This is a genomic window from Peptostreptococcus porci (assembly GCF_009695815.1).
Lineage (GTDB): Bacteria > Bacillota > Clostridia > Peptostreptococcales > Peptostreptococcaceae > Peptostreptococcus > Peptostreptococcus porci.
Window position 1 is genome coordinate 44,550 of record NZ_VUNE01000005.1, and the last position, 20,502, is coordinate 65,051.

Genomic DNA, 20,502 nt, shown 5'->3' on the forward strand with positions numbered 1-20,502 from the left:
AAGCCTTATTTAGTAAAGGTTTGTATAAAAATGGGACTAAAATAAGGGCGTCAATCTGAAATTATAAAAAATTATTTCAAACTAACGCCCTAAATTCGTCAATATTAAACTCTAAACTTTCACTGAAAATTTAAAGATATTTTTCTTTCAAATACTTATGCATTGCAGCTGCTGCAACTCTACCAGCACCCATCGCAGAAATAACTGTCGCTGCACCAGTAACAGTATCTCCACCAGCATAGATACCCTCAAGTGATGTCAATCCATCCTCATCGGCAACTATACATCTTCTCTTATCAACATCAAGACCAGGAGTCGTTGAAGCAATAAGTGGATTTGGTTTTGTACCAAGTGACATGATAACCATGTCAACATCAATTCTAAATTCAGAACCTGGAACTTCAACTGGTCTTCTTCTTCCAGAATCATCAGGTTCACCAAGTTCCATTTTTACACAAGTTAAACCACAAACATTTCCATTTTCATCGACATGAATTTCTTTTGGATTAGTTAGCAAGTCGAATATTATTCCTTCTTCCTTGGCATGATGTACTTCTTCTACTCTCGCTGGCAATTCTTCCTCACTTCTTCTATATACGATATGGGTATCTGCACCAAGACGAAGTGCAGTTCTAGCAGCATCCATGGCAACATTACCACCACCGACAACTGCCACGTGTTTACCAACTCTAATCGGAGTATCGTAATCATCAATGTAAGCTTTCATCAAGTTTACTCTTGTTAAAAATTCGTTTGCAGACAATACTCCATTTGCATTTTCACCTGGAATACCCATAAAAGATGGAAGCCCAGCACCAGATCCTATAAACACAGCCTTAAAGCCTTCTTCCTCGATCATTTCATCGATTGTTATTGTTCTACCAACGATAACGTTATTTTCTATTTTAACACCTAATTTTCTAATTGAATCAATTTCGTAATTTACAACCTTTTCTTTTGGTAATCTGAACTCAGGTATTCCGTAAGTCAAAACACCGCCTGATTCGTGGAAAGCTTCAAAAACAGTAACATCATAGCCCAATTTTGCAAGGTCGCCGGCACAAGCAAGGCCTGCAGGACCAGAACCAACTATTCCAACTTTAATACCATTCTTTTCAATGTTGCCAGTCAAATCTATGTTGTTTTCTCTTGACCAGTCAGCTACGAATCTTTCTAACTTACCAATAGAAACCGGATCCCCCTTGATACCGACAACGCATACCCCCTCACACTGAGTTTCTTGAGGACATACACGACCACAAACTGCTGGTAACGAGCTGCTCTTAGCTATTACTTTTGCAGCCTCTTCAAAATTGCCAGCTTTTACTTCTTGGATAAATTCTGGAATACTTATGCTAACAGGACATCCCTGAACACATTTTGGATTTTTACAATTTAGACATCTTTTAGCTTCTTCCATCGCTTCTTCAGCATTATAACCGTAACAAACTTCTTCAAAGTTTGTAGCTCTTACCTTTGCTTCTTGTTCCCTTACTGGAACCTTTACTGGATTAATAGCCATTAGTGAGATCCTCCTATCTTACAGTTTGGATTTGAATGTGTATCCCCATCACTCTTTCTCAACGATTTTCTTCCTTCTTCAGTTTTGAACATCGTCTGTCTCTTCATCGCTTCATCAAAATCAACTAACCAACCATCGAATTCTGGACCATCAACACAAGCAAATTTGATATCATCTCCGACACTGACTCTACAAGCACCACACATACCCGTACCATCAACCATAATTGTATTTAAGCTGACAATTGTAGGTATGTTCAATTTCTTAGTTGCCAAGCAAGCGAATTTCATCATTATCATCGGACCTATTACTATTGCTTCATCGTATTGTTTTCCTTGATTTTTTACAAGATCATCAAGAAGCATCGTTACATTACCATGGAATCCGTAAGAACCATCATCTGTACACATATATACATTTTTTGCAACAGCTCTCATTTTATCTTCAAATATTACTATATCCTTTGATCTCGCACCTATGATAACATCAACGTCAATACCGTTTTCATGCATCCACTTAACCTGCGGATATACTGGAGCAGCACCAACACCACCAGCTATGAATATTATCTTTTTCTTTTTGATTGCTTCGATATCTTCATCGACAAAGTCACTTGGTCTACCTAAAGGCCCAACGAAATCTTTGATGCTATCACCAATTTCAAGCTTTGATAGCTTCTTACTAGAATCACCAACGATTTGGAACACTATAGTTACTGTTCCTCTTTGCACATCGTAATCAGCAATTGTCAAAGGAATTCTTTCACCTTTTTGGTCTATTATCACGATGATAAACTGACCTGGCTTAGCTGACTTAGCCACTCTTGGAGCTTCAATATCCATTAAGTAAACAACATCATTAAGCTGTTTCTTATCTACTATTTTATAGCCCATTACAACTTCCCCCTTAAATAATTCATTTAGTTAAATTAGTTAGTAATTAGTTAGTATTCAAAAATAATGTCAATTTACCCGTCAGTATAACGCTAATTTTTATAGCAACACAAAAATCCGCATATTCACGATGACGGTTTAACGACACTTAAATAAAATAAGTTAACATAATTATACAACAAAATTTAGCTTTTTTATAGTTTTTTTTATAACAAATTAATTATTATTTTGTGAAAGTTAAATTTTATATTTTAGATATTATCTCTATCAAAAATGTCATTTATAATTCATCCTTATACTTTTTACTTTACTGCATTTTGAAGTACATTTTATAAAAAATGTGATATAATAAGTATGAATGTATTCATATGTATTCACAATTTATTCATAACAGTAAATTGTGAAATTGTAGTTTAGAATAAATATTTTTGAATATAAGTTACGGAGGTGTATTTATGAAAAAACTTATAAGTGTTAATGAGCTTTTTGAATTATTGAATTCAGATAAGAAGTATGTAGTTTTAGACTGTAGGTTTGACCTTATGAACAAAACTTATGGTATTGATTCTTACAAAAAAGCACATATCAAAGGCGCATTTTTAGTTGACATAGAAAATGATCTTGCAGAAAAACCTGGTATTCATGGAGGTCGACATCCATTCACTAAAACAGACAGATTTGTAGAAATTATCAAATCATTTGGAATAGATAATGACACCATTGTAATTACCTATGATGACGGTGATTTGCAAGGAGCGGGAAGATTAGTATATCAACTTAATAGTATAGGTTTTGACAATGCAAGAGTATTAGATGGTGGTATCACTGCTTATATTCATAACGGCGGCGAAGTTGAATCTAAGGAAAATATTCCAACGAAATCTGAAAATAATTTGGACATTAAACCAAAAAATGATATGATCGTAAATATGAATTATGTCAAATCAAAACTATACGACGAAAATACGATATTGATCGATTCAAGATCCAATCCGAGATATCTTGGTCTTGAAGAGCCAGTCGACAAAGTTGCAGGTCATATTCCAAGTGCAAAAAATTTCTTTTTTATGGATATCCTAAATATAGATGATATGAGAAACAGTTCTTTTAAATCAGATGATTTTTTGAGGGAACACTTTGCTTCACTTTTTAATAATAAGGAAAAAATTGTTTATTGTGGATCAGGTATATCGTTGATGGTAAATGCACTAGCACTGGATAAACTTGGAATAGACTACAAGATTTACCCTGGTAGCTTTTCAGATTGGATAAGCTATGATGAAAACGAGGTAATGACAGGCGAAGAATAATTCTATGTATTTCGCCTTCGGATACTATATATTGAAACTGCAAATATTTTACAAAAAAATTATGCTATATTTTATTTGTAATTTGAATTTTTAATCAAATCTATTTCAAAACAACCATTATTTTAAAAAAATAGTGGTTGTTTTTATATATAATATTGATTTTGCATTGCATTTAGGGTAAAATATAGTATGTGAAAATGAAAATAAAATCATTGTATTTTATGGGGGGATTATATTTCAAAATTCGAATCATTTATCAAATCATTATATCATGTCATATGCATTTGTTATCAATATGTTGATTTGATACTTTTAGCCTCTACATGTTATGCCTTATTGGATTGTTACGTATAGGCTTGATAATGAAATGAATGATACATTTGTATTGTCATCAATCATAATTTTCACTTTGATAATGCAATTAATATAAATCGGGAGGAAACAAGATGTCTTTAAAAGTTAAACTGCAAGAAGGCTGGGAAAAATTTAAAACAAACAGAAAAATTCAAATTTATGTTGGTACTGCAGCCGTCTTGATTATTGTAGCTGTTGGTGTTGGAATAATTTACAACAGTCATAACAAGGAAAAAGCTCCAGTTGTTCAAACTTATGTAATACCTGAAAACGAAAAAATATTTATTAATGGTCTTGTTGTTCCAAAACAAAGCAAGGAAATCATGGGACCTGCAAATGGAGCAACACCTGACATAAGAGTCAGCAATGGACAAAGTGTGAAAACAGGGGATGTATTGTACATAGTAAAGGATGAGGCTGCTATTCAAGAGATTGCGTCAATAAAGACTCAAATTAGCAATCTAATCAGAGAAAAATCAACCCTTCAAACAGGAGATGTAGGAATCGTATCGATAAATAATCAAATAGCAACTTTAAATACAAGTCTTTCTGCTGCAAATGCAAAAGCTTATACAAAGGTAAAGGCTCCTTTTGATGGAAAGGTATATCTTCACTCATCAGCAGGTTCATCGACAGAGGCTTCCGCTTCAAGTGGTTCTCTGATGACTGTCCAAACAACTGACTATGTAATGAATGGTCAAATAAGTGAGCAAGATCTTTCAAAGATTAGCAAGGATATGACTGCTGACGTAACGGTCCTTTCTACTGGTGATACTCTAAAAGGAAGAATTAGCTATATTTCTGATAGACCAGCAAGTGCTGCTCAGCCTTCTGGCTCTGCACAGGATGTCGGTGGTGGATCTCTATCATTTTATAATGTTGTTCTAGCATTCGACACTCAAGAAGGTGTAGTTGATGGGTACCATACTCAGGCTACTATAGAAGTAAACTCTGACAAACATAAAATACCTAGCTCTGCAATCTTAAATTCTGGAGAAGAAGTTTATGTATTGGCAGATATCGAAGGTGTATTGAAAAAAGTAAATATCGAAGTTATTTCGGAGGGTAATAACTATTCCGTTGTAACTGGAGATTTAAATCAGAACGATGTAATAATAAAGAACCCTACTCTACAAATGAAGGAAGGCGATCCCGCACCTGTTAGCTCGGGCACTGATGAAAGTGAAGTGGACGCCAAATCAGATGACAAATCTGAAGAAATGTAGTTAGAGGGTGATATTATGCAAATCATTTTAGATAATGTACAGAAGTACTATAAAGTAGGGAAAGATAAGCTTCATGTACTAAAAAACTTAAACCTTGAGATTGAATCAGGTGAATTTCTAATGATTATGGGTAAATCTGGTAGCGGTAAGACTACCCTATTAAATATATTGGGTTTTTTGGATACTTTAGATGAAGGTAGATACTATTTTGACGGTAATGACGTTAGTGGTCTGAAAGAGAATATGAGATCACAATACAGGGCAAACTACGTTGGATATGTTTTTCAACAATTTAACCTGATTGAAACCTTGACTGTATTTCAAAATATCGAAATTCCGTTGATTTATGCTGGAATGAAGGATAAAAACCAAAGAAGGATGCTTGTTGAAAAAAGACTTGAGGATGTCGGTTTATCTGATAAAGCAAATAGTTTTCCAAATCATCTATCTGGTGGACAGCAGCAAAGAATTGCAATAGCGAGAGCATTGGTAAACAATCCAAAGTTGATTTTTGCTGACGAACCTACAGGTGCCCTGGATAGTGAAACTGGTCGAGACATAATGGGTCTATTATCTGACCTTAATAAATCTGGTACTACTATTATCATGGTTACACATGACCTTGATATGACAAAATATGCATCTAGAGTTGTCACACTCAAAGACGGATGCTTTGTTAAGGGGGATGAAATATGATTACATTAATAAAAAATTCCCTAGCCAATTTAAAGGGTCACAAATTGAGATTGGCAATTGCCTTCATTTGGATAATTATAGGTATAACGTCAGTTGTTTTTGTTAGCTCAATGGGTAATGCAATGAGTGCTGTATTTAAACAATCATTTAAGACTATAGCGCCTAGGGCAGCAATAATATACTTTGAGCCATCTGATGACGCTTTCAAGACAAATCAAATACTATTTGATCCTTTCAGTTCTTCTGATGTTCAAATTTTAAAGACTTTGGACGGAGTTGAAAAAATAGAAACCTCTGATAAATACGTTTCTTCAACCCCTACTCTTGGTTCGTCAAATGATGTTTATTCTGATATAACATATTTCGATAAAATTGGTAGCGGTGCATTCGTCCCTTCTACTGATGCTAAATACAAGGTTACAAAAGGAAGATCCTTGACTCCTGCTGATGATGGAAAGAGAGTTATTGTGCTTGAAAGCAATGTTGTAAAAGATATGTTTGAAGACGAAAATCCTATTGGAAAAGGCGTTACCATTAAAGGCTTGACATATGAAGTCGTTGGTGTACTTGACAGTGATACTGTATACGATCCTGTTGAAAAAGGATTCAAAAAAAGGACCCCTTTTGATACATCTGTACCATCATCTGTAGTTCCTGAGGTTTCGTACAATATAATATCTGGAAAAATCGCAAACAACTCATCTATCAATCAGGTTATTGTGACTGTTGCAGAAGGGTTTGAAATAAGCAATGTTTCAGATTCCATAATTTCAGAATTAACATCTCTTCATCCTAATATAATGGGTGAATATAAAGTTCAAGATAGATCTAGTATTCAAAAATCCACTGAAGAGATGACTAAAGGAATCGATAAGACAGTTAGATTAATTACGATTATTGCCATGGTTGTTGGTGGTGTCGGTATAATGAATATTATGTATGTTTCTGTTATGGAAAGAAGTAAGGAAATAGGTATTAGAAGAGCTCTTGGAGCAAAGCCTAGATCGATTCTATTCCAATTCTTGATAGAATCAGTATTCATAACTACTTGTGGAGGTGTTCTAGGAGTTATTGTAGGCTATGCAGTTACAATTTATTCTAAGAACTTCCTTCCGTTCAAACCAATTCCTAGCATCAATACATTCCTATACTCTTTTATAGCAATCGTATTGACTGGAATCATATTCGGTTTGGTTCCGGCTCTAAAGGCATCAAAGGTCGATCCGGTTAAGATAATTTACAAATAAAATCTTATTATAACTACTGAGATTAATTCTATTTTAGAATTAATCTCTTTTTTGCAGAACAAGACTATTTAGAATGATACGATTTATTAGGATTTTATTAAACTCAACCTAATCCTATCAGATATAAGTGTATTTTATAAAGGAGAAAAATATGTCAAAAAATATTTTGCTAATAAAAAACGGAAGAATTATTAATCCTGCTACTGAACTCGATTCTATGGCTGACCTTCTGATTGTTGATGGTAAAGTGAGCGAAATCTCAAAAAACATCGACATCAAAAAAGTAAAAAATGAAATAAAAAACATTGGAACTAATTTTAAGGAATTAGATGCATCAGACTGTATTGTTTCACCTGGTTTAATAGATACTCATGTTCACTTTAGAGATCCTGGATTTACTCATAAGGAGGATATAATTAGTGGCTCAGACGCTGCTGCTGCTGGTGGTTTTACAACAGTTATTATGATGGCAAACACAAATCCAAAAGTAGACACTATAGAAACCTTAAACTATGTCTACAACAAGGCAAAAAATGCAAAAATTAATGTATTACAGGAAGCAGCACTCACACATGATTTCAAAGATAAGTTAGTTGATATGGATGAATTACACAAAAATGGTGCTGTAGGCTTTACTAATGATGGTGTTCCGGTAATGAGCACAAGAGTTTTAAAAGAAGCCATGCTAAAGGCAAAAGAATTAGATACGATAATCGCCCTTCACGAGGAAGATAACAGCCTTATCTCTACTCATGGCATTAACGATGGGATGATTTCTAAATCACTAAAGTTGAATGGTGCTCCACGTGAATCTGAAGATGTGATGGTTGCTAGGGATTGTATTCTCGCATTAAACACAGGTGCAAAAATTGTAATACAGCATATTAGTTCTGGTAATTCTGTTGATTTTATAAGATATATTAAGTCAATGGGAGCAAATGTAATTGCAGAGGTAACGCCTCACCATTTTACACTGACAGAAGATGCTGTAATCGAACATGGAACTTTGGCTAAAATGAATCCTCCTCTAAGAACTTCCTATGATAAGAAAAAAATAATCGAAGGACTTAAAGATGGCACTATTGAAATAATTGCCACTGATCATGCACCACATTCATATGATGAGAAAAATGTTGAATTCTCAAAAGCTCCTAGCGGTATAATTGGACTCGAAACTGCACTTGGACTTGCTATTACAGAATTAGAGAAAAAGGGACATCTTACTATAAGTCAATTGCTTGCGAAATTTACTATTAATCCATCAAATATTTATAAACTTGACAAGGGCGACATCAGTGTTGGCAAGACTGCTGATATCTGTATTTTCAACAAAGATGAGAAGTTTACTATTGAAAAATTTCATTCAAAATCATCAAACTCACCTTTCATTGGTAAGCAACTGTACGGAAAGATAAAATACACGATTTGTAATGGAGAAATAGTGTTTTCTGATCAATACATAGATAAACTATAAAAAAATAATTATAAGAGAAAAATAAACTATAAAAGAAAAAAATAATAACGAGAAGAAGAAAAATTTAATCAAAGATTATCGACAAGAATTTTTTCGAAAGGAACAAAAATAAAGATAATATGCTCCACTATTCTACTATAAAAGAAAGTGAAGCATATTATCTTTATATTTTAACTATTAAATTTTCTAGTTTTTTATTGTTTTTATCAATTATTTTTTTATATTCTGGATAGTCAATCTCTATATTATTCTTTAATTCGTTATTTTTTGACATTAATTTTGCAATTTTCTTTTTAAGATCTCTTATATTTAGCTCTGTATTAAACTCTAAAAATTCTCCTAGAAACATAGCATAAATCGTAGCTTGATTTGATAATTCTCTGCCTAAACATTCCAAACCATCAGTAACATCCTCTCCTCTTGATTCATGACGAGCTTGAATAGACATAGCTAGGGAAATAATGGCCAACTCACTATATGCATCAAAAAGATTTCTAATAATCTTTATTGTCGAAGAATCTGCAATATCAAGCATTTCAAAAAATCCTGATGATGAATCCTTATTATCATCTAACTCGAAAAAGACATTTGAATCAAAAGCACATACTGGACAGACTGATGGAGGCTGATCTCCAATATGAACATAACCACATTCTCTACACTTAAATTTCCTCATAATTGCACCTCTACGATAAAATAATAAATTATTGACATGATAAAAGTATCAATACTGTCTACTACCTACTTTATTATACCATAATTTCATCAATTAGTTTATAAAAAAAACTATAGGTCTGTATTTTCTTTGATAAATTTTTTATTATTAATATTAATAATATCCCCTTTAACAATGAGATAATATATAGTAAAATATAATTAAGGAGGTTGAGTATGACAAAGGGAAATAGAAGAAAAGATTCAAGTGCAAATATTAATTTTTCAAAAAAATCAAGAGGTAGGAAAAGAAGAAAAAGATTGAATATGAAAAAAATTCTTTTGTTACTTCTAATTGTCGTTACAATCGGAGGATGTGCAAAAATAGCACTTGCTTATAGGCATGAGCAAGAAATAGCAAGAATCGAAACAGAAAACAAAGAAAAGCTTAAAAAACTTCTTGAAAACAACCAGGACAGCCAAAAAGTTGTCGGTCAAAAAAAGGAATTTAAAGAAAAAGTAGGTGTTGATGCCCAAAAGGTTTGGAATGCATTAAATGCGTATGATTATGACAACGGTGGTAAAAAAGAAGTTTTCTTGACATTCGATGATGGTCCATCAACAACAAATACGCCAAAAGTCTTAGAGATACTAAAAAACAATGGTGTAAAAGGAACTTTTTTTGTTATTGGTAGATCATTGAGAATGGATGGTGCCCCAGAAATATTAAAACAAATTTATGAAGAGGGTCATGCGATTGGCAACCATTCATATTCTCATGATTATTCTTATTTATATCCTTCAAGAGTTTTAAATATGAACAATTTCTTGGAAGACTTTAACAAAAACAGTGAATTAATCAATAAGTCTTTGGGTATGGATAACTTCTCTACCAGAGTTATAAGATGTCCAGGAGGACAGTTATCTTGGAAGGAGACAACTCCACTAAATGAATATATGATTAAAAACAATATGGCATCAATTGACTGGAACGCATTAAATGGTGATGCAGAGGGTGCTAAAAAGAATGCTGATCAGCTGTATGATTTTGCTGTAAAATCAAGTGCTGGAAATAATTTGATAGTTTTGTTAATGCATGATACGTATGGAAAAGAAGAAACTGTTAAGTATCTAGATAAGATGATCAAGTACTACAAAAGCAACGGATACGAATTTAAAACACTGGTATAAATTTATTTGCATTTATATATAGTGTCAATGTAAGTATATCAACTTTGTATTTTTTGTGAATATGCATAAAAATGGGTTACGTCATCGTAACCCATTTTCTATGCTTAAAATTATGTTTATTTTCCTAATTTTCATGCTCGTGTTCGTGCTCTAAGAATTCTCTTTCAAGCTCTTTATACTCTTCAATCAATGTTTTATAATTTGGCAATGCTTCTTCGTCTTCCAATTCAGTTCCATTCCAATCAGCATACATCATCTGATCGCCATTTGTCAAAATTATTCTTCCTACTTGAGTCGTATCATCAACCAATTCTAAAAAGTCCATCTGTGCCTCTACTACACTCTCAGTCAATTCAATATCGTCATCAATACATTGCACAACCATCAATGGAAGCAAAAATCCATTATCATCCTCAGTTACTACAGTAATATCAATGGTACCCTCTACACCTTCCTCATACTCTGATAGCGGTGTATCAACCTCAATCATATTCTCTGGCACACCTAATTCATCAATTAGGTACTCTATTACTCTGTCTTTTACTAATTCTTTAGACATAATTATCTCCTTTCAAGTCTATTCTTTTAGTTTATTATAACACTCATATGCATTAAAAGTCTATAATAAAGTTAAAGGAAAAATTAAGTCTAATGGTTTATTCTCTTTAGTAATTCGGGGTTAAATCTTTTAGATTTTTATGGAGGTAAAAAATGAAAAGAATTTTAAAAAGAATGTCAATGGTTATAATGTCCATGGTCATCTTGATGTCAGTATCTCCCCTATCAAAAGCAGATGCTACATCTGAGGTCATCACTTTGGGGATAAACTTAAATAACACTCAAAAAAAAGAAATATTAAACTATTTTGGTGTAGATGAAAATAATCCGAATATTATCTATGTAAATAATAAACAAGAAAGAAAATATTTGTCAGGTATAGCTCCAGAAGAACAAATTGGTAGGGTTACAATGTCATCTTCCTATGTTGTACCAACTAATGATGGTGGTATTAATGTAAAGACATCAAATATAACTTGGGTAACAAGTTCAATGATAGCTTCTACATTATCTACTGCCGGAGTGGAAAATGCCAATGTCGTGGCAGCAGCACCGTTCCCTGTAAGTGGTACTGGTGCTCTAACTGGAATAATTATGGCATTTGAAAAATCTTCTGGTGAAGTCTTAACTGAAGAAAAGAAAAAACTAGCAAATGAAGAGTTGGTGACTACTGGAAATCTAGCAGAAAAAGTCGGAAAGGACAAAGCTGCTGGGATTGTAAACGATGCTAAAAAAGAAGTAATAAAGGACAATATAAAAGATGAAAAACAAATTGAAAACGCAGTAAAAGAAGTTGCAAATAACTACAATGTAAATTTAACGACTGGCGATATAAACATAATTGTAAATCTTTTAAAAAATATTTCCAATCAAAACTACAACTACAATGAAGTTAAAGATACATTGAATAATATTTCGGCAAATGTTATAAGCAAATTAAAGGAGTCTGGAGAAAACATAGATATAAAAGGATTCCAAAATACAATAAAATCCTTCTTGGATAATAATAAAGATGCTGCTAACTTCTTTAATAAATTTGATGACTCAAAATTATCCTCTGATGCTGTTGTCAGCACTACTGCTGAAGGATTGAATACAGCTGCAAGCATTGCTGGCGATATTGGAAACCAAGTAAAAGAAAGTGGTTTTTTTGAAAAAATAGTCAATTTTATTAAATCACTTCTTCCTAGCAATTAACCCGAATAGTATTAGTCGATATTACTTGATATCAGTAAATAAAAGTTAATATTAGTATATATTAATAGACATTGCCAGACTTTACTAGTGAATTAATAGTTTTAACTAAAATTTAGAGGAAATACAAATCTTTAAAAAACGGCTTACTCATTGTGTGCTATAATCCGATGACTATAAGTTATCTAATCTTTGAAGCACTATAGAGTAAGCCGTTATAATATTGTTTAAACTTTTAAATTAATTGTTGATTAAAATGATGGTATTACTGCTCCATTATATTTTTCTTCGATAAATTTCTTAACCTCTGGAGATGTAACGGCCTTGCTTAATGCCTTTATCTTTTCAGAATCCTTATTTTCTGGTTTAATAGCAATTATATTCGCATATGGAGAGTCTGCCGATTCCAATGCTATAGAATCTTTTGCTGGGTTCAATTTTGCCTGTAATGCATAGTTTGCATTGATCACATCAAGATCAACATCTTTTAGAGCAGATGGCAGCTGTTCAGCAGCCAATTCTTTTATTTCAAGATTTTTTGGATTCTCAACTATGTCATTCTTGTTCAATAGCTCTTTTCCAGTAGCAAGCTTTATTAGACCTTCTTTTTCAAGAATTTTTAAAGCTCTTGATTCATTTGTAGGATCATTTGGTACCGCTACTATTCCACCATCTTTAACATCTGATACTTTTTTTACCTTGTCAGAGTATACGCCCATCGGTTCTATATGAACCTTAACTGTATAAGTTAATTTCGTATTATTCTGAGCATTAAACTCTTCTAAGTATGGTACATGCTGGAAATAATTTGCATCCAGTGTACCCTCATTCAACGCTTTGTTTGGCAATACATAGTCGTTAAACACCTTAACGTTCACAGTATATCCTTCTTTTTCCAAAAGAGGTTTAACAACTTCGTTTAAAACCTCTGCATGTGGACTAGGTGTGGCACCTATATTTATTACCTTTTCGTCTGAAGATGATTTTGATGTACTTGAATTATCTCCTGATTTTGCTCCACAAGCCACAAGACCTAATGATAATACGGCAACAGCTGCCAATGATAATATTTTTTTTGCTTTCATAAAATTCCTCCTAAAATAATTTTTTATATCAACAAACTTATATTTAAAGAAGTTTGCTTTTATCTTGTTTTAATAATTTGTTATTTTTATTTTATTGCACTGTTAATTTTAAATTTCTTGATAGTTTTGACTTATTTTATTTTTTTGTACACAATATCTCCCAATCCTTGAATAATCTGTACGATGATAACCAATGCTATAACAGTGAAAGTCATTACATTATAGTCAAATGAGCTATATCCATAAGTCAACGCAACATTACCCAGTCCTCCGGCACCTACAACACCAGCCATCGCCGTATAACTCAAAATTGATATGACTGAAAGAGTAATTCCGGATACAATAGATGGCATAGCTTCTTTTACCATTACCTTAAAAATTATTTGAGTATTAGTAGCACCAAAAGATTTTGCTGCCTCAATTAAACCCTTGTCGACTTCGTCTAACGCGCTTTCCATAAGTCTTGCTATGAATGGTGCAGACCCTATTGTTATTGGAACTATAGCAGCCGTTTCACCTATACTTGTTCCAACAATTAATCTTGTAAGTGGTATCATCGCAAAAATCAATATCATAAACGGGAAACTTCTTATTACGTTCACCACAAATCCCAATACTCTATTTACTGTTTTATTCGGTTTTAATCCACCATCTTTTGTAATAACTAATATAATTGCCATAACAAACCCCATGATTGATGCCAATACAGTCGGCACTATTATCATATACAAGGTTTGTAAAATTGCTGGTGGAAATAAATTTGTAATATATTCATTAAAGCTCATTGTCTACCTCCTGCCATCTCATTCCAACATTTGTCAAGTACTGTTCAACTTTTTCAAGTGAACCATCCGGAATATTAATAATAAGTGATCCCAATATATCCTCTCTAAACTTTTCCAATTTACCAAATACAATAGATACATCTATGTCAAGTTCTCTTGCCATACCTGTGATTATCGACTTATTAGACATATCATTCGTAAATAATAATTTTAGATTTGTTCCACTAGGAAGAACAATATTTTCTTCACCAAGTAATTTTCTCAGAGGTTTATTATTGTTTAGGAAAATATCTTCAGTATTTCCAATTTCAAGTATCTTCCCACCATCCATGATTGCGGTCCTCGTACAAATCTGCTTTATAACCTCCATTTGGTGAGTAACCATCACAATTGTTATCCCAAGCTTTTCATTTATTTCCTGTAAAAGTGAAAGAATTGAATTGGTTGTTTTTGGATCGAGAGCTGACGTAGCCTCGTCACAAAGCAGTACAGAAGGACTCATTGTAAGTGCTCTCGCAATTGCTACCCTTTGTTTTTGACCTCCAGATAAATTTCTTGGCTTGTCATCTTTCTTGTCCAATATTCCTACCAAATCAAGTAATTCCTCAACTCTTCTCTTTATTTCATCCTTTGGAAATCCAAAACACTCCATTGGCAATGCCACATTTTCAAATACTGTTTTTCTTTCTAGTAGAGAGAAATGCTGAAATATCATTCCAAGATTTTTTCTTAGATCCCTAAGTTCTTTTTCATTGAGATTTCCTACGTTGTTGCCATCTACTACTATACTTCCAGTATCAAATGTCTCCAATCTATTTATACATCTCAAAAGCGTAGACTTACCAGCTCCACTATGTCCTATGATTCCGAATATTTCGCCCTGCTCAATGTCTACACTTACATCGGTCAGAACCTGATTTTCACCAAAATATTTATTTACATTTTTTATCTCAATCATTATTTAACTCCCTTTCTAAATTTTATAATTAATATATACCAAAAATTCTAAATTTTAATAAAAATTATTAAAAAATTTATAAAAATAATTTTAATTTATATTGCAAATTTTGATATTTTTTTCCGAAAAAAATAATAAAAAAAGCCCGGAGTAAAATTCACACCAGACACGAAATTCTACTCATCTATCAACATAAAGTTGCTGGAATTAGCACCTTGATAAATATCAGGTTGCCGGGTTTCACAGGGCCAGTCCCTCCACCACTCTTGATAAGAGATGTATTTAATTTTTTATTATGCTATTTATGATATTACTAATGAAACAATTTGTCAATACATAATTTGAATATTTTTGTGTGTTTTTAAATATTTTTTGTAATTAAAACATAAATATTAAACATTAATGTTGAAATTATAAGTATTAAAGCTCCATAATCAATTATTGAATCAATTTTGTTTTTGTTTTCCTTCGCTCTATTATTTTTTATCGAGTTGTAAATTCCGAACAGCATTATTATCAATCCGAAAATTGCTGTCAGTCTTGAAAAAAGATTATCGGATACATATTTTGAAGACATCAGCAAAATAAATCCAACACCCAACATAAAAGTTGTGTTTTTTGTCAGATCTGAAGCTTTTGGTTCTTTTTCTATCTTATTATTTGTAGTCGCAACCTTGTAATAAGGCTTTTGTTTTTTCTTATTTTTTGACATTATCTATTCCTCCAAAATCACAAGCATATTAGCAGAAAAATTTTAAACAAAGGTGTAAAATACAAATATAGATAAAAACATAATATATTTTTTAAAACACCACTGTCCAAATATTGATATTTCACTTCTCAAAGAAATTTTCCCCTTAATTATATCATAATTTTACTGATTAATAAACAAAACAAAAACATAATTACAAACAAATTACATCACAAATACAAAAGACAAACAAAATACAAACAAATCTCTTCACAGATACAAAACAGCAAATAAATAATAAGCAAAATTCTTTACAAATTCAAAAAAACAAACAAATAATAAGCAAAATTCTTTACAAATTCAAAAAAAACAAACAAATAATAAGCAAAACTCTTTACAAATTCAAAAAAGCAAACAAATAATGAGCAAAATTCTTCATAAATAGAAAATCATAAAGAAAAAATTTCAAGAATTTATACATGAAAAATATTTTATTCTTTTAGTAAAAGTTGTATGTTATAATAAAAATATTAACATTCTATTGAAAGGAGAAAATATGTCTAGACGTCAAAGAAAATTAAAAGAAACAAAAAATAAAGTAAATATAAGATTGACATTGGGAATTATTTTTCTTATTGCTGCCATATGCCTCTTGTTGGTAAAACCGTTAAAAAGTCATTTATTAAATGAAAATATCAGTGAATACGAGAGTAATAAAAGCAAAATCCTGAGTAATGCATCCAAAAATGCTAAAAAAGAGAAAAAAAATATTTCCAAAGGAGATTACAATTTTGACAAGGTTGAAAGATTGAATCTTCAAACGGTTGTAAATGCGAAAAATAAGGTTGATTTTGACAATGCTAGTGGTGCAATTGCAATACCTGAAATTAATTTAAGCCTTCCTATTTTCGATGCATTGAACAATTACAATCTAGCTTATGGTGCTGGTACTATGAAAGAAAATCAAGTAATGGGAAGTGGAAACTACGCACTGGCAGGACATAATTATCCAGACTCGCCAAAAATCCTATTTTCACCATTAGTAAAAATAAACCAAGGGAATGTAATTTATTTGACTGACTTCAGCTTTATTTATATTTACAATACATTATCTATAACGACAATCAAACCAACACAGGTCGACGTAATAAACGATACCGATGGAGTAACAGAACTTACTCTTATCACTTGCAATAACGACGGTAGCCTAAGGCATATGGTTAAGGCAACGTATAGTGGAAAAATACCTGTTTCTGAGGCAAGTCAGGACATGAAAAACGCCTTTGGTTATGACTTTAATTAGTACTCTTGATAAATATAATAGACATTTTGAATGTCATAATTAGAATTTTGATAGCTGTTACTGCCATTCTACAAATCGATAATTATTATCAAATACAAAAAACTAGCGCATTTGTTTTAATAAATGTGCTAGTTTTTTATCAACTTATTTTGTAAAAAAATCTTCTATTTTTTGACCGAAAGTTTTTCTATTTCCAGAAACAACCTCTCCAGTTTCTTTTGCAAATTCTTTCAATAGACTTACTTGTTTGTCTGTCAATTTCTTTGGAACTTCCACATTGACCTTGACATATTGGTCACCTCTGCCCTGAGAATTAATTTTTTGAACTCCCTTGCCTTTCAATCTAAATACAGTTCCTGTCTGAGTTCCTTCAGGAATTGAGTATTTAACGTCACCATCTACAGTTGGAACTTGTATATCATCACCCAATGCTGCTTGAACAAATGATATTGGCATATTCATATAAATATCAAAACCATCTCTCTGGAACATTTTATGATCTCTGACATTTATTATTAAAATTAAATCTCCTCTCGGTCCTCCAAGCTCTCCATATTCACCTTGCCCTGCTAGTCTAATAGCCTGTCCATCATCAATACCTGCTGGAATATCTACCTCTACTGTTTTTGTTTTTCTAACGTAGCCTTTTCCATGACAATTCGTACAAGGACTTTCTATCTCCTCTCCTGTACCATGACAAGTCGGACATTCTCTTTGTGTTGCTATATTTCCAAATGGAGTATTTTTTACATCTCTTACCACACCAGAGCCGTTACAAGTTTGGCAAGTTTTTTTAGATGTACCAGGCTTCGCTCCCGTACCATGACACACATCACACTCTTCGTTTCTCGTAACCTTTATTGATACTTTTTTGCCGAAAACAGCATCCAAGAAATCCAACGTTATTGATTGCCTAATATCATCACCTCTTCTAGGACCACGTCTAGAAGAACCACTAAAGCCTCCAAATCCACCGAAGCCTCTTCCGCCACCGAATACATCTCCAAACATATCGAAAATATCTTCAAATCCTCCAGCACCGCCAAAGCCTCCAGCGCCTCCGAATCCACCTTGTCCATTAAAAGCATCTGCTCCATACTGATCATACATTCTTCTTTTTTCAGGATCAGATAGTATTTCATATGCCTCATTTACTTCCTTAAACTTTTCCTCGGCTTCTTTGTCATCGGGGTTTTTGTCAGGATGGTATTTCATAGCCATTTTTCTATATGCTTTTTTTATTTCCTTTTCATCAGCGGATTTCGATACCCCTAGTATTTCATAAAAATCTTTATTTGACGCCATGATAGCACCTACTTTCCTAAATTATTTTGACATTATTTTTTTACAGAAACAATAGCTTGTAGAAAAACTACAAGCCATTGATATCTAAAAGAATTTATTATTTATCATCAACTTCAGTAAAATCAGCATCTACTACATTGTCATCTTTTGGATTTGATTGACCTTCAGATTCTGCTGCCTGTCCCTGCTGAGCTTGAGCATTGGCATACATTTCCTGTGATATTTTTTGGAACTTATTCATTAGTTCATCAATTGCACCTCTTATTTCATCAACAGTAGCATCCTGCTTATCTTTAACTTCTCTAACCTTTGCAATCGCAGCTTCTATCTCGCTCTTATCTTCTGGCTTTATATTTTCACCATGCTCATTAAGAGTTTGCTCAGTCTGATATGCAACTGATTCAGCATGGTTAACAGCTTCAATTTTTTCCTTTTTCTGCTTATCCGCTTCTGCATTTGCTTCAGCTTCTTTGATCTTCTTTTCAATTTCTTCTTCAGACATATTTGTATTTGAAGTTATTGTTATTTTCTGTTCCTTACCAGTTCCAAGATCTTTTGCTGTAACGTTGACGATACCATTTGCATCTATATCGAAAGTTACCTCTATCTGAGGAACTCCTCTTCTTGCTGGTGGAATATTTGTAAGCTGGAATCTACCAAGAGTTGTATTGTCATATGACATTGCTCTTTCACCCTGAAGAACATGTATATCAACTGCTGTTTGATTGTCCGCTGCTGTAGAGAATACCTGAGACTTCTTAGTAGGTATGGTAGTATTTCTTTCTATAATCTTTGTAAATACGTTACCTAATGTTTCTATTCCTAGAGAAAGTGGTGTTACATCTAACAATAGTATATCATTTACTTCGCCTGTCAACACACCAGCCTGTACTGATGCTCCTGCTGCAACACATTCATCTGGATTTATTCCCTTATGAGGTTCTTTTCCTATGAAGTTCTTAACTGCTTCTTGAACTGCTGGTATTCTTGTAGATCCACCAACCAATAAAACATCATCTATTTCTGAAACTGAAATTCCAGCATCCTTTATAGCTTGCTTTGTAGGCTCCATACTCTTAGCAACAAGAGAAGCTGTTAATTCGTTGAATTTTGCTCTCGTAAGGTCGATGTTTAAGTGCTTTGGACCTTCTGCAGTTGCTGTAATAAATGGTAAATTGATGTTTGTAGTCATTGTTGAAGATAGCTCTTTCTTCGCCTTTTCAGCTGCTTCTTTTAATCTCTGTAAAGACATTTTGTCGCTTCTTAGGTCAACACCATCTGATGTCTTAAACTCATCAGCCAAATAGTCGATGACAATTTTATCGAAGTCATCTCCACCAAGTCTATTATTACCTGCTGTAGCAAGAACCTCAAAAGTACCATCTCCAATTTCAAGAATTGAAACGTCGAATGTACCACCACCAAGGTCAAATACTAATATTTTCTTTTCTTGCTCCAATTTATCCATACCATAAGCCAATGAAGCCGCTGTTGGTTCATTGATAATTCTCTTTACTTCAAGCCCAGCTATTTTACCAGCATCCTTTGTCGCCTGTCTTTGAGCGTCTGTAAAATATGCTGGAACTGTAATTACAGCCTCTGTAACCTTTTCTCCCAAATAGCTTTCAGCATCAGCCTTTAGCTTCTGAAGAATAATTGCAGAAATTTCCTGTGGAGTATATGCCTTTCCATCAATATCCACTTTGTAATCAGTACCCATATGAGTTTTTATTGAAGTTATTGTTCTTTCAGCATTTGTAACTGCCTGTCTTTTTGCTGGTTCACCAACAATTCTTTCTCCATCCTTTGTAAAAGCCACAACTGAAGGAGTCGTTCTCATACCTTCATTATTCGGTATTATTACAGGTTCTCCACCTTCTAAAACTGCAACACATGAGTTTGTAGTACCCAAATCTATTCCTATTACTTTTGACATTTTATTACCTCCAAAAAATCTTTTTCTAAATTAATATATTATTTTTTTATTATTGTAAACTTTATTATTGTGAATTTTATTATTGAAATTTTTTTAATGCTTTATCTATATTTTAATTAC

At 32.8% G+C, this 20,502-nt stretch carries 18 protein-coding genes and 1 riboswitch; of the genes, 8 read left to right on the forward strand and 10 right to left on the reverse strand.

Features of this window, described 5'->3' with window-relative positions; all coding sequences use genetic code 11:
- Positions 1–130: 130 nt before the first annotated feature.
- Both gltA and FYJ71_RS08880 read right to left on the reverse strand, forming a co-directional pair.
- On the reverse strand, positions 131–1,522 hold the full coding sequence (gene gltA / locus FYJ71_RS08875) for an NADPH-dependent glutamate synthase (protein ID WP_154538518.1): 1,392 nt from the start codon (positions 1,520–1,522) through the stop codon (positions 131–133).
- Positions 1,522–2,415, reverse strand: coding sequence for a sulfide/dihydroorotate dehydrogenase-like FAD/NAD-binding protein (locus FYJ71_RS08880; protein ID WP_154538519.1), 894 nt, complete (start codon positions 2,413–2,415; stop codon positions 1,522–1,524). The genes gltA and FYJ71_RS08880 overlap by 1 nt, the downstream gene beginning before the upstream one ends.
- A 455-nt stretch (positions 2,416–2,870) precedes the next feature.
- Here FYJ71_RS08880 and FYJ71_RS08885 point away from each other — a divergent pair, with 455 nt between their 5' ends.
- The 5 genes from FYJ71_RS08885 (at position 2,871) to FYJ71_RS08905 (ending at position 8,722) form a co-directional block, all read left to right on the forward strand.
- Positions 2,871–3,725 (forward strand): sulfurtransferase, encoded by an 855-nt coding sequence (locus FYJ71_RS08885; RefSeq protein WP_154538520.1) that lies wholly within the window; start codon positions 2,871–2,873, stop codon positions 3,723–3,725.
- Positions 3,726–4,171: 446 nt separating this feature from the next.
- Complete coding sequence (locus FYJ71_RS08890) at positions 4,172–5,305, forward strand: efflux RND transporter periplasmic adaptor subunit (protein WP_154538521.1); 1,134 nt, start codon at positions 4,172–4,174, stop codon at positions 5,303–5,305.
- A 15-nt stretch (positions 5,306–5,320) separates the two neighbouring features.
- Positions 5,321–6,001 (forward strand): ABC transporter ATP-binding protein, encoded by a 681-nt coding sequence (locus FYJ71_RS08895; protein WP_154538522.1) that lies wholly within the window; start codon positions 5,321–5,323, stop codon positions 5,999–6,001.
- On the forward strand, positions 5,998–7,248 hold the full coding sequence (locus tag FYJ71_RS08900; RefSeq protein ID WP_154538523.1) for an ABC transporter permease: 1,251 nt from the start codon (positions 5,998–6,000) through the stop codon (positions 7,246–7,248). Before FYJ71_RS08895 ends, FYJ71_RS08900 begins: the two co-directional genes overlap by 4 nt.
- A gap of 151 nt (positions 7,249–7,399) precedes the next feature.
- A complete protein-coding gene (locus FYJ71_RS08905; protein ID WP_154538524.1) occupies positions 7,400–8,722 on the forward strand; it encodes a dihydroorotase in 1,323 nt (440 codons plus the stop codon).
- A 163-nt stretch (positions 8,723–8,885) separates the two neighbouring features.
- On the opposite strand, the gene FYJ71_RS08910 is transcribed toward FYJ71_RS08905, so the two are convergent.
- Positions 8,886–9,398, reverse strand: a complete 513-nt coding sequence (locus FYJ71_RS08910; RefSeq protein WP_154538525.1) for a rubredoxin-like domain-containing protein — start codon at positions 9,396–9,398, stop codon at positions 8,886–8,888.
- Positions 9,399–9,613: 215 nt separating this feature from the next.
- Here FYJ71_RS08910 and FYJ71_RS08915 point away from each other — a divergent pair, with 215 nt between their 5' ends.
- The gene (locus tag FYJ71_RS08915; protein ID WP_154538526.1) at positions 9,614–10,567 is read left to right on the forward strand and encodes a polysaccharide deacetylase family protein; all 954 of its coding nucleotides are present in this window, start codon (positions 9,614–9,616) and stop codon (positions 10,565–10,567) included.
- 124 nt (positions 10,568–10,691) lie between these two features.
- Here the strand turns inward: FYJ71_RS08915 and FYJ71_RS08920 are convergent, their stop codons facing one another.
- Positions 10,692–11,126: a type I restriction enzyme HsdR N-terminal domain-containing protein gene (locus FYJ71_RS08920; RefSeq protein WP_154538527.1), complete on the reverse strand. Its 435-nt coding sequence runs from the start codon at positions 11,124–11,126 to the stop codon at positions 10,692–10,694.
- 152 nt (positions 11,127–11,278) lie between these two features.
- On the opposite strand from FYJ71_RS08920, the gene FYJ71_RS08925 reads away from it, so the two are divergent.
- Positions 11,279–12,322 (forward strand): DUF1002 domain-containing protein, encoded by a 1,044-nt coding sequence (locus tag FYJ71_RS08925; protein ID WP_154538528.1) that lies wholly within the window; start codon positions 11,279–11,281, stop codon positions 12,320–12,322.
- Positions 12,323–12,570: 248 nt separating this feature from the next.
- Here FYJ71_RS08925 and FYJ71_RS08930 read toward each other — a convergent pair whose 3' ends face one another.
- The 4 genes from FYJ71_RS08930 to FYJ71_RS08945 form a co-directional block, all read right to left on the reverse strand.
- Positions 12,571–13,404 carry a MetQ/NlpA family ABC transporter substrate-binding protein gene (locus FYJ71_RS08930; RefSeq protein ID WP_154538529.1) on the reverse strand — a complete coding sequence of 278 codons (834 nt, stop codon included), beginning with the start codon at positions 13,402–13,404 and terminating at the stop codon, positions 12,571–12,573.
- 131 nt (positions 13,405–13,535) lie between these two features.
- Positions 13,536–14,189, reverse strand: a complete 654-nt coding sequence (locus tag FYJ71_RS08935) for a methionine ABC transporter permease (protein WP_154538530.1) — start codon at positions 14,187–14,189, stop codon at positions 13,536–13,538.
- The gene (locus tag FYJ71_RS08940) at positions 14,179–15,147 is read right to left on the reverse strand and encodes a methionine ABC transporter ATP-binding protein (protein WP_154538531.1); all 969 of its coding nucleotides are present in this window, start codon (positions 15,145–15,147) and stop codon (positions 14,179–14,181) included. The genes FYJ71_RS08935 and FYJ71_RS08940 overlap by 11 nt, the downstream gene beginning before the upstream one ends.
- Positions 15,148–15,324: 177 nt before the next feature.
- Positions 15,325–15,423, reverse strand: a riboswitch (SAM riboswitch).
- Between the two features lie 85 nt (positions 15,424–15,508).
- Positions 15,509–15,859 carry a hypothetical protein gene (locus FYJ71_RS08945; RefSeq protein ID WP_154538532.1) on the reverse strand — a complete coding sequence of 117 codons (351 nt, stop codon included), beginning with the start codon at positions 15,857–15,859 and terminating at the stop codon, positions 15,509–15,511.
- 535 nt (positions 15,860–16,394) lie between these two features.
- On the opposite strand from FYJ71_RS08945, the gene FYJ71_RS08950 reads away from it, so the two are divergent.
- Positions 16,395–17,141: a class A sortase gene (locus FYJ71_RS08950; RefSeq protein WP_154538533.1), complete on the forward strand. Its 747-nt coding sequence runs from the start codon at positions 16,395–16,397 to the stop codon at positions 17,139–17,141.
- A 144-nt stretch (positions 17,142–17,285) separates the two neighbouring features.
- Here the strand turns inward: FYJ71_RS08950 and dnaJ are convergent, their stop codons facing one another.
- Together dnaJ and dnaK are read right to left on the reverse strand one after the other, a co-directional pair.
- Complete coding sequence (gene dnaJ / locus FYJ71_RS08955; RefSeq protein WP_154538534.1) at positions 17,286–18,446, reverse strand: molecular chaperone DnaJ; 1,161 nt, start codon at positions 18,444–18,446, stop codon at positions 17,286–17,288.
- A 97-nt stretch (positions 18,447–18,543) separates the two neighbouring features.
- Positions 18,544–20,382 carry a molecular chaperone DnaK gene (gene dnaK, locus FYJ71_RS08960; protein ID WP_154538535.1) on the reverse strand — a complete coding sequence of 613 codons (1,839 nt, stop codon included), beginning with the start codon at positions 20,380–20,382 and terminating at the stop codon, positions 18,544–18,546.
- Between the last annotated feature and the right edge of the window lie 120 nt (positions 20,383–20,502).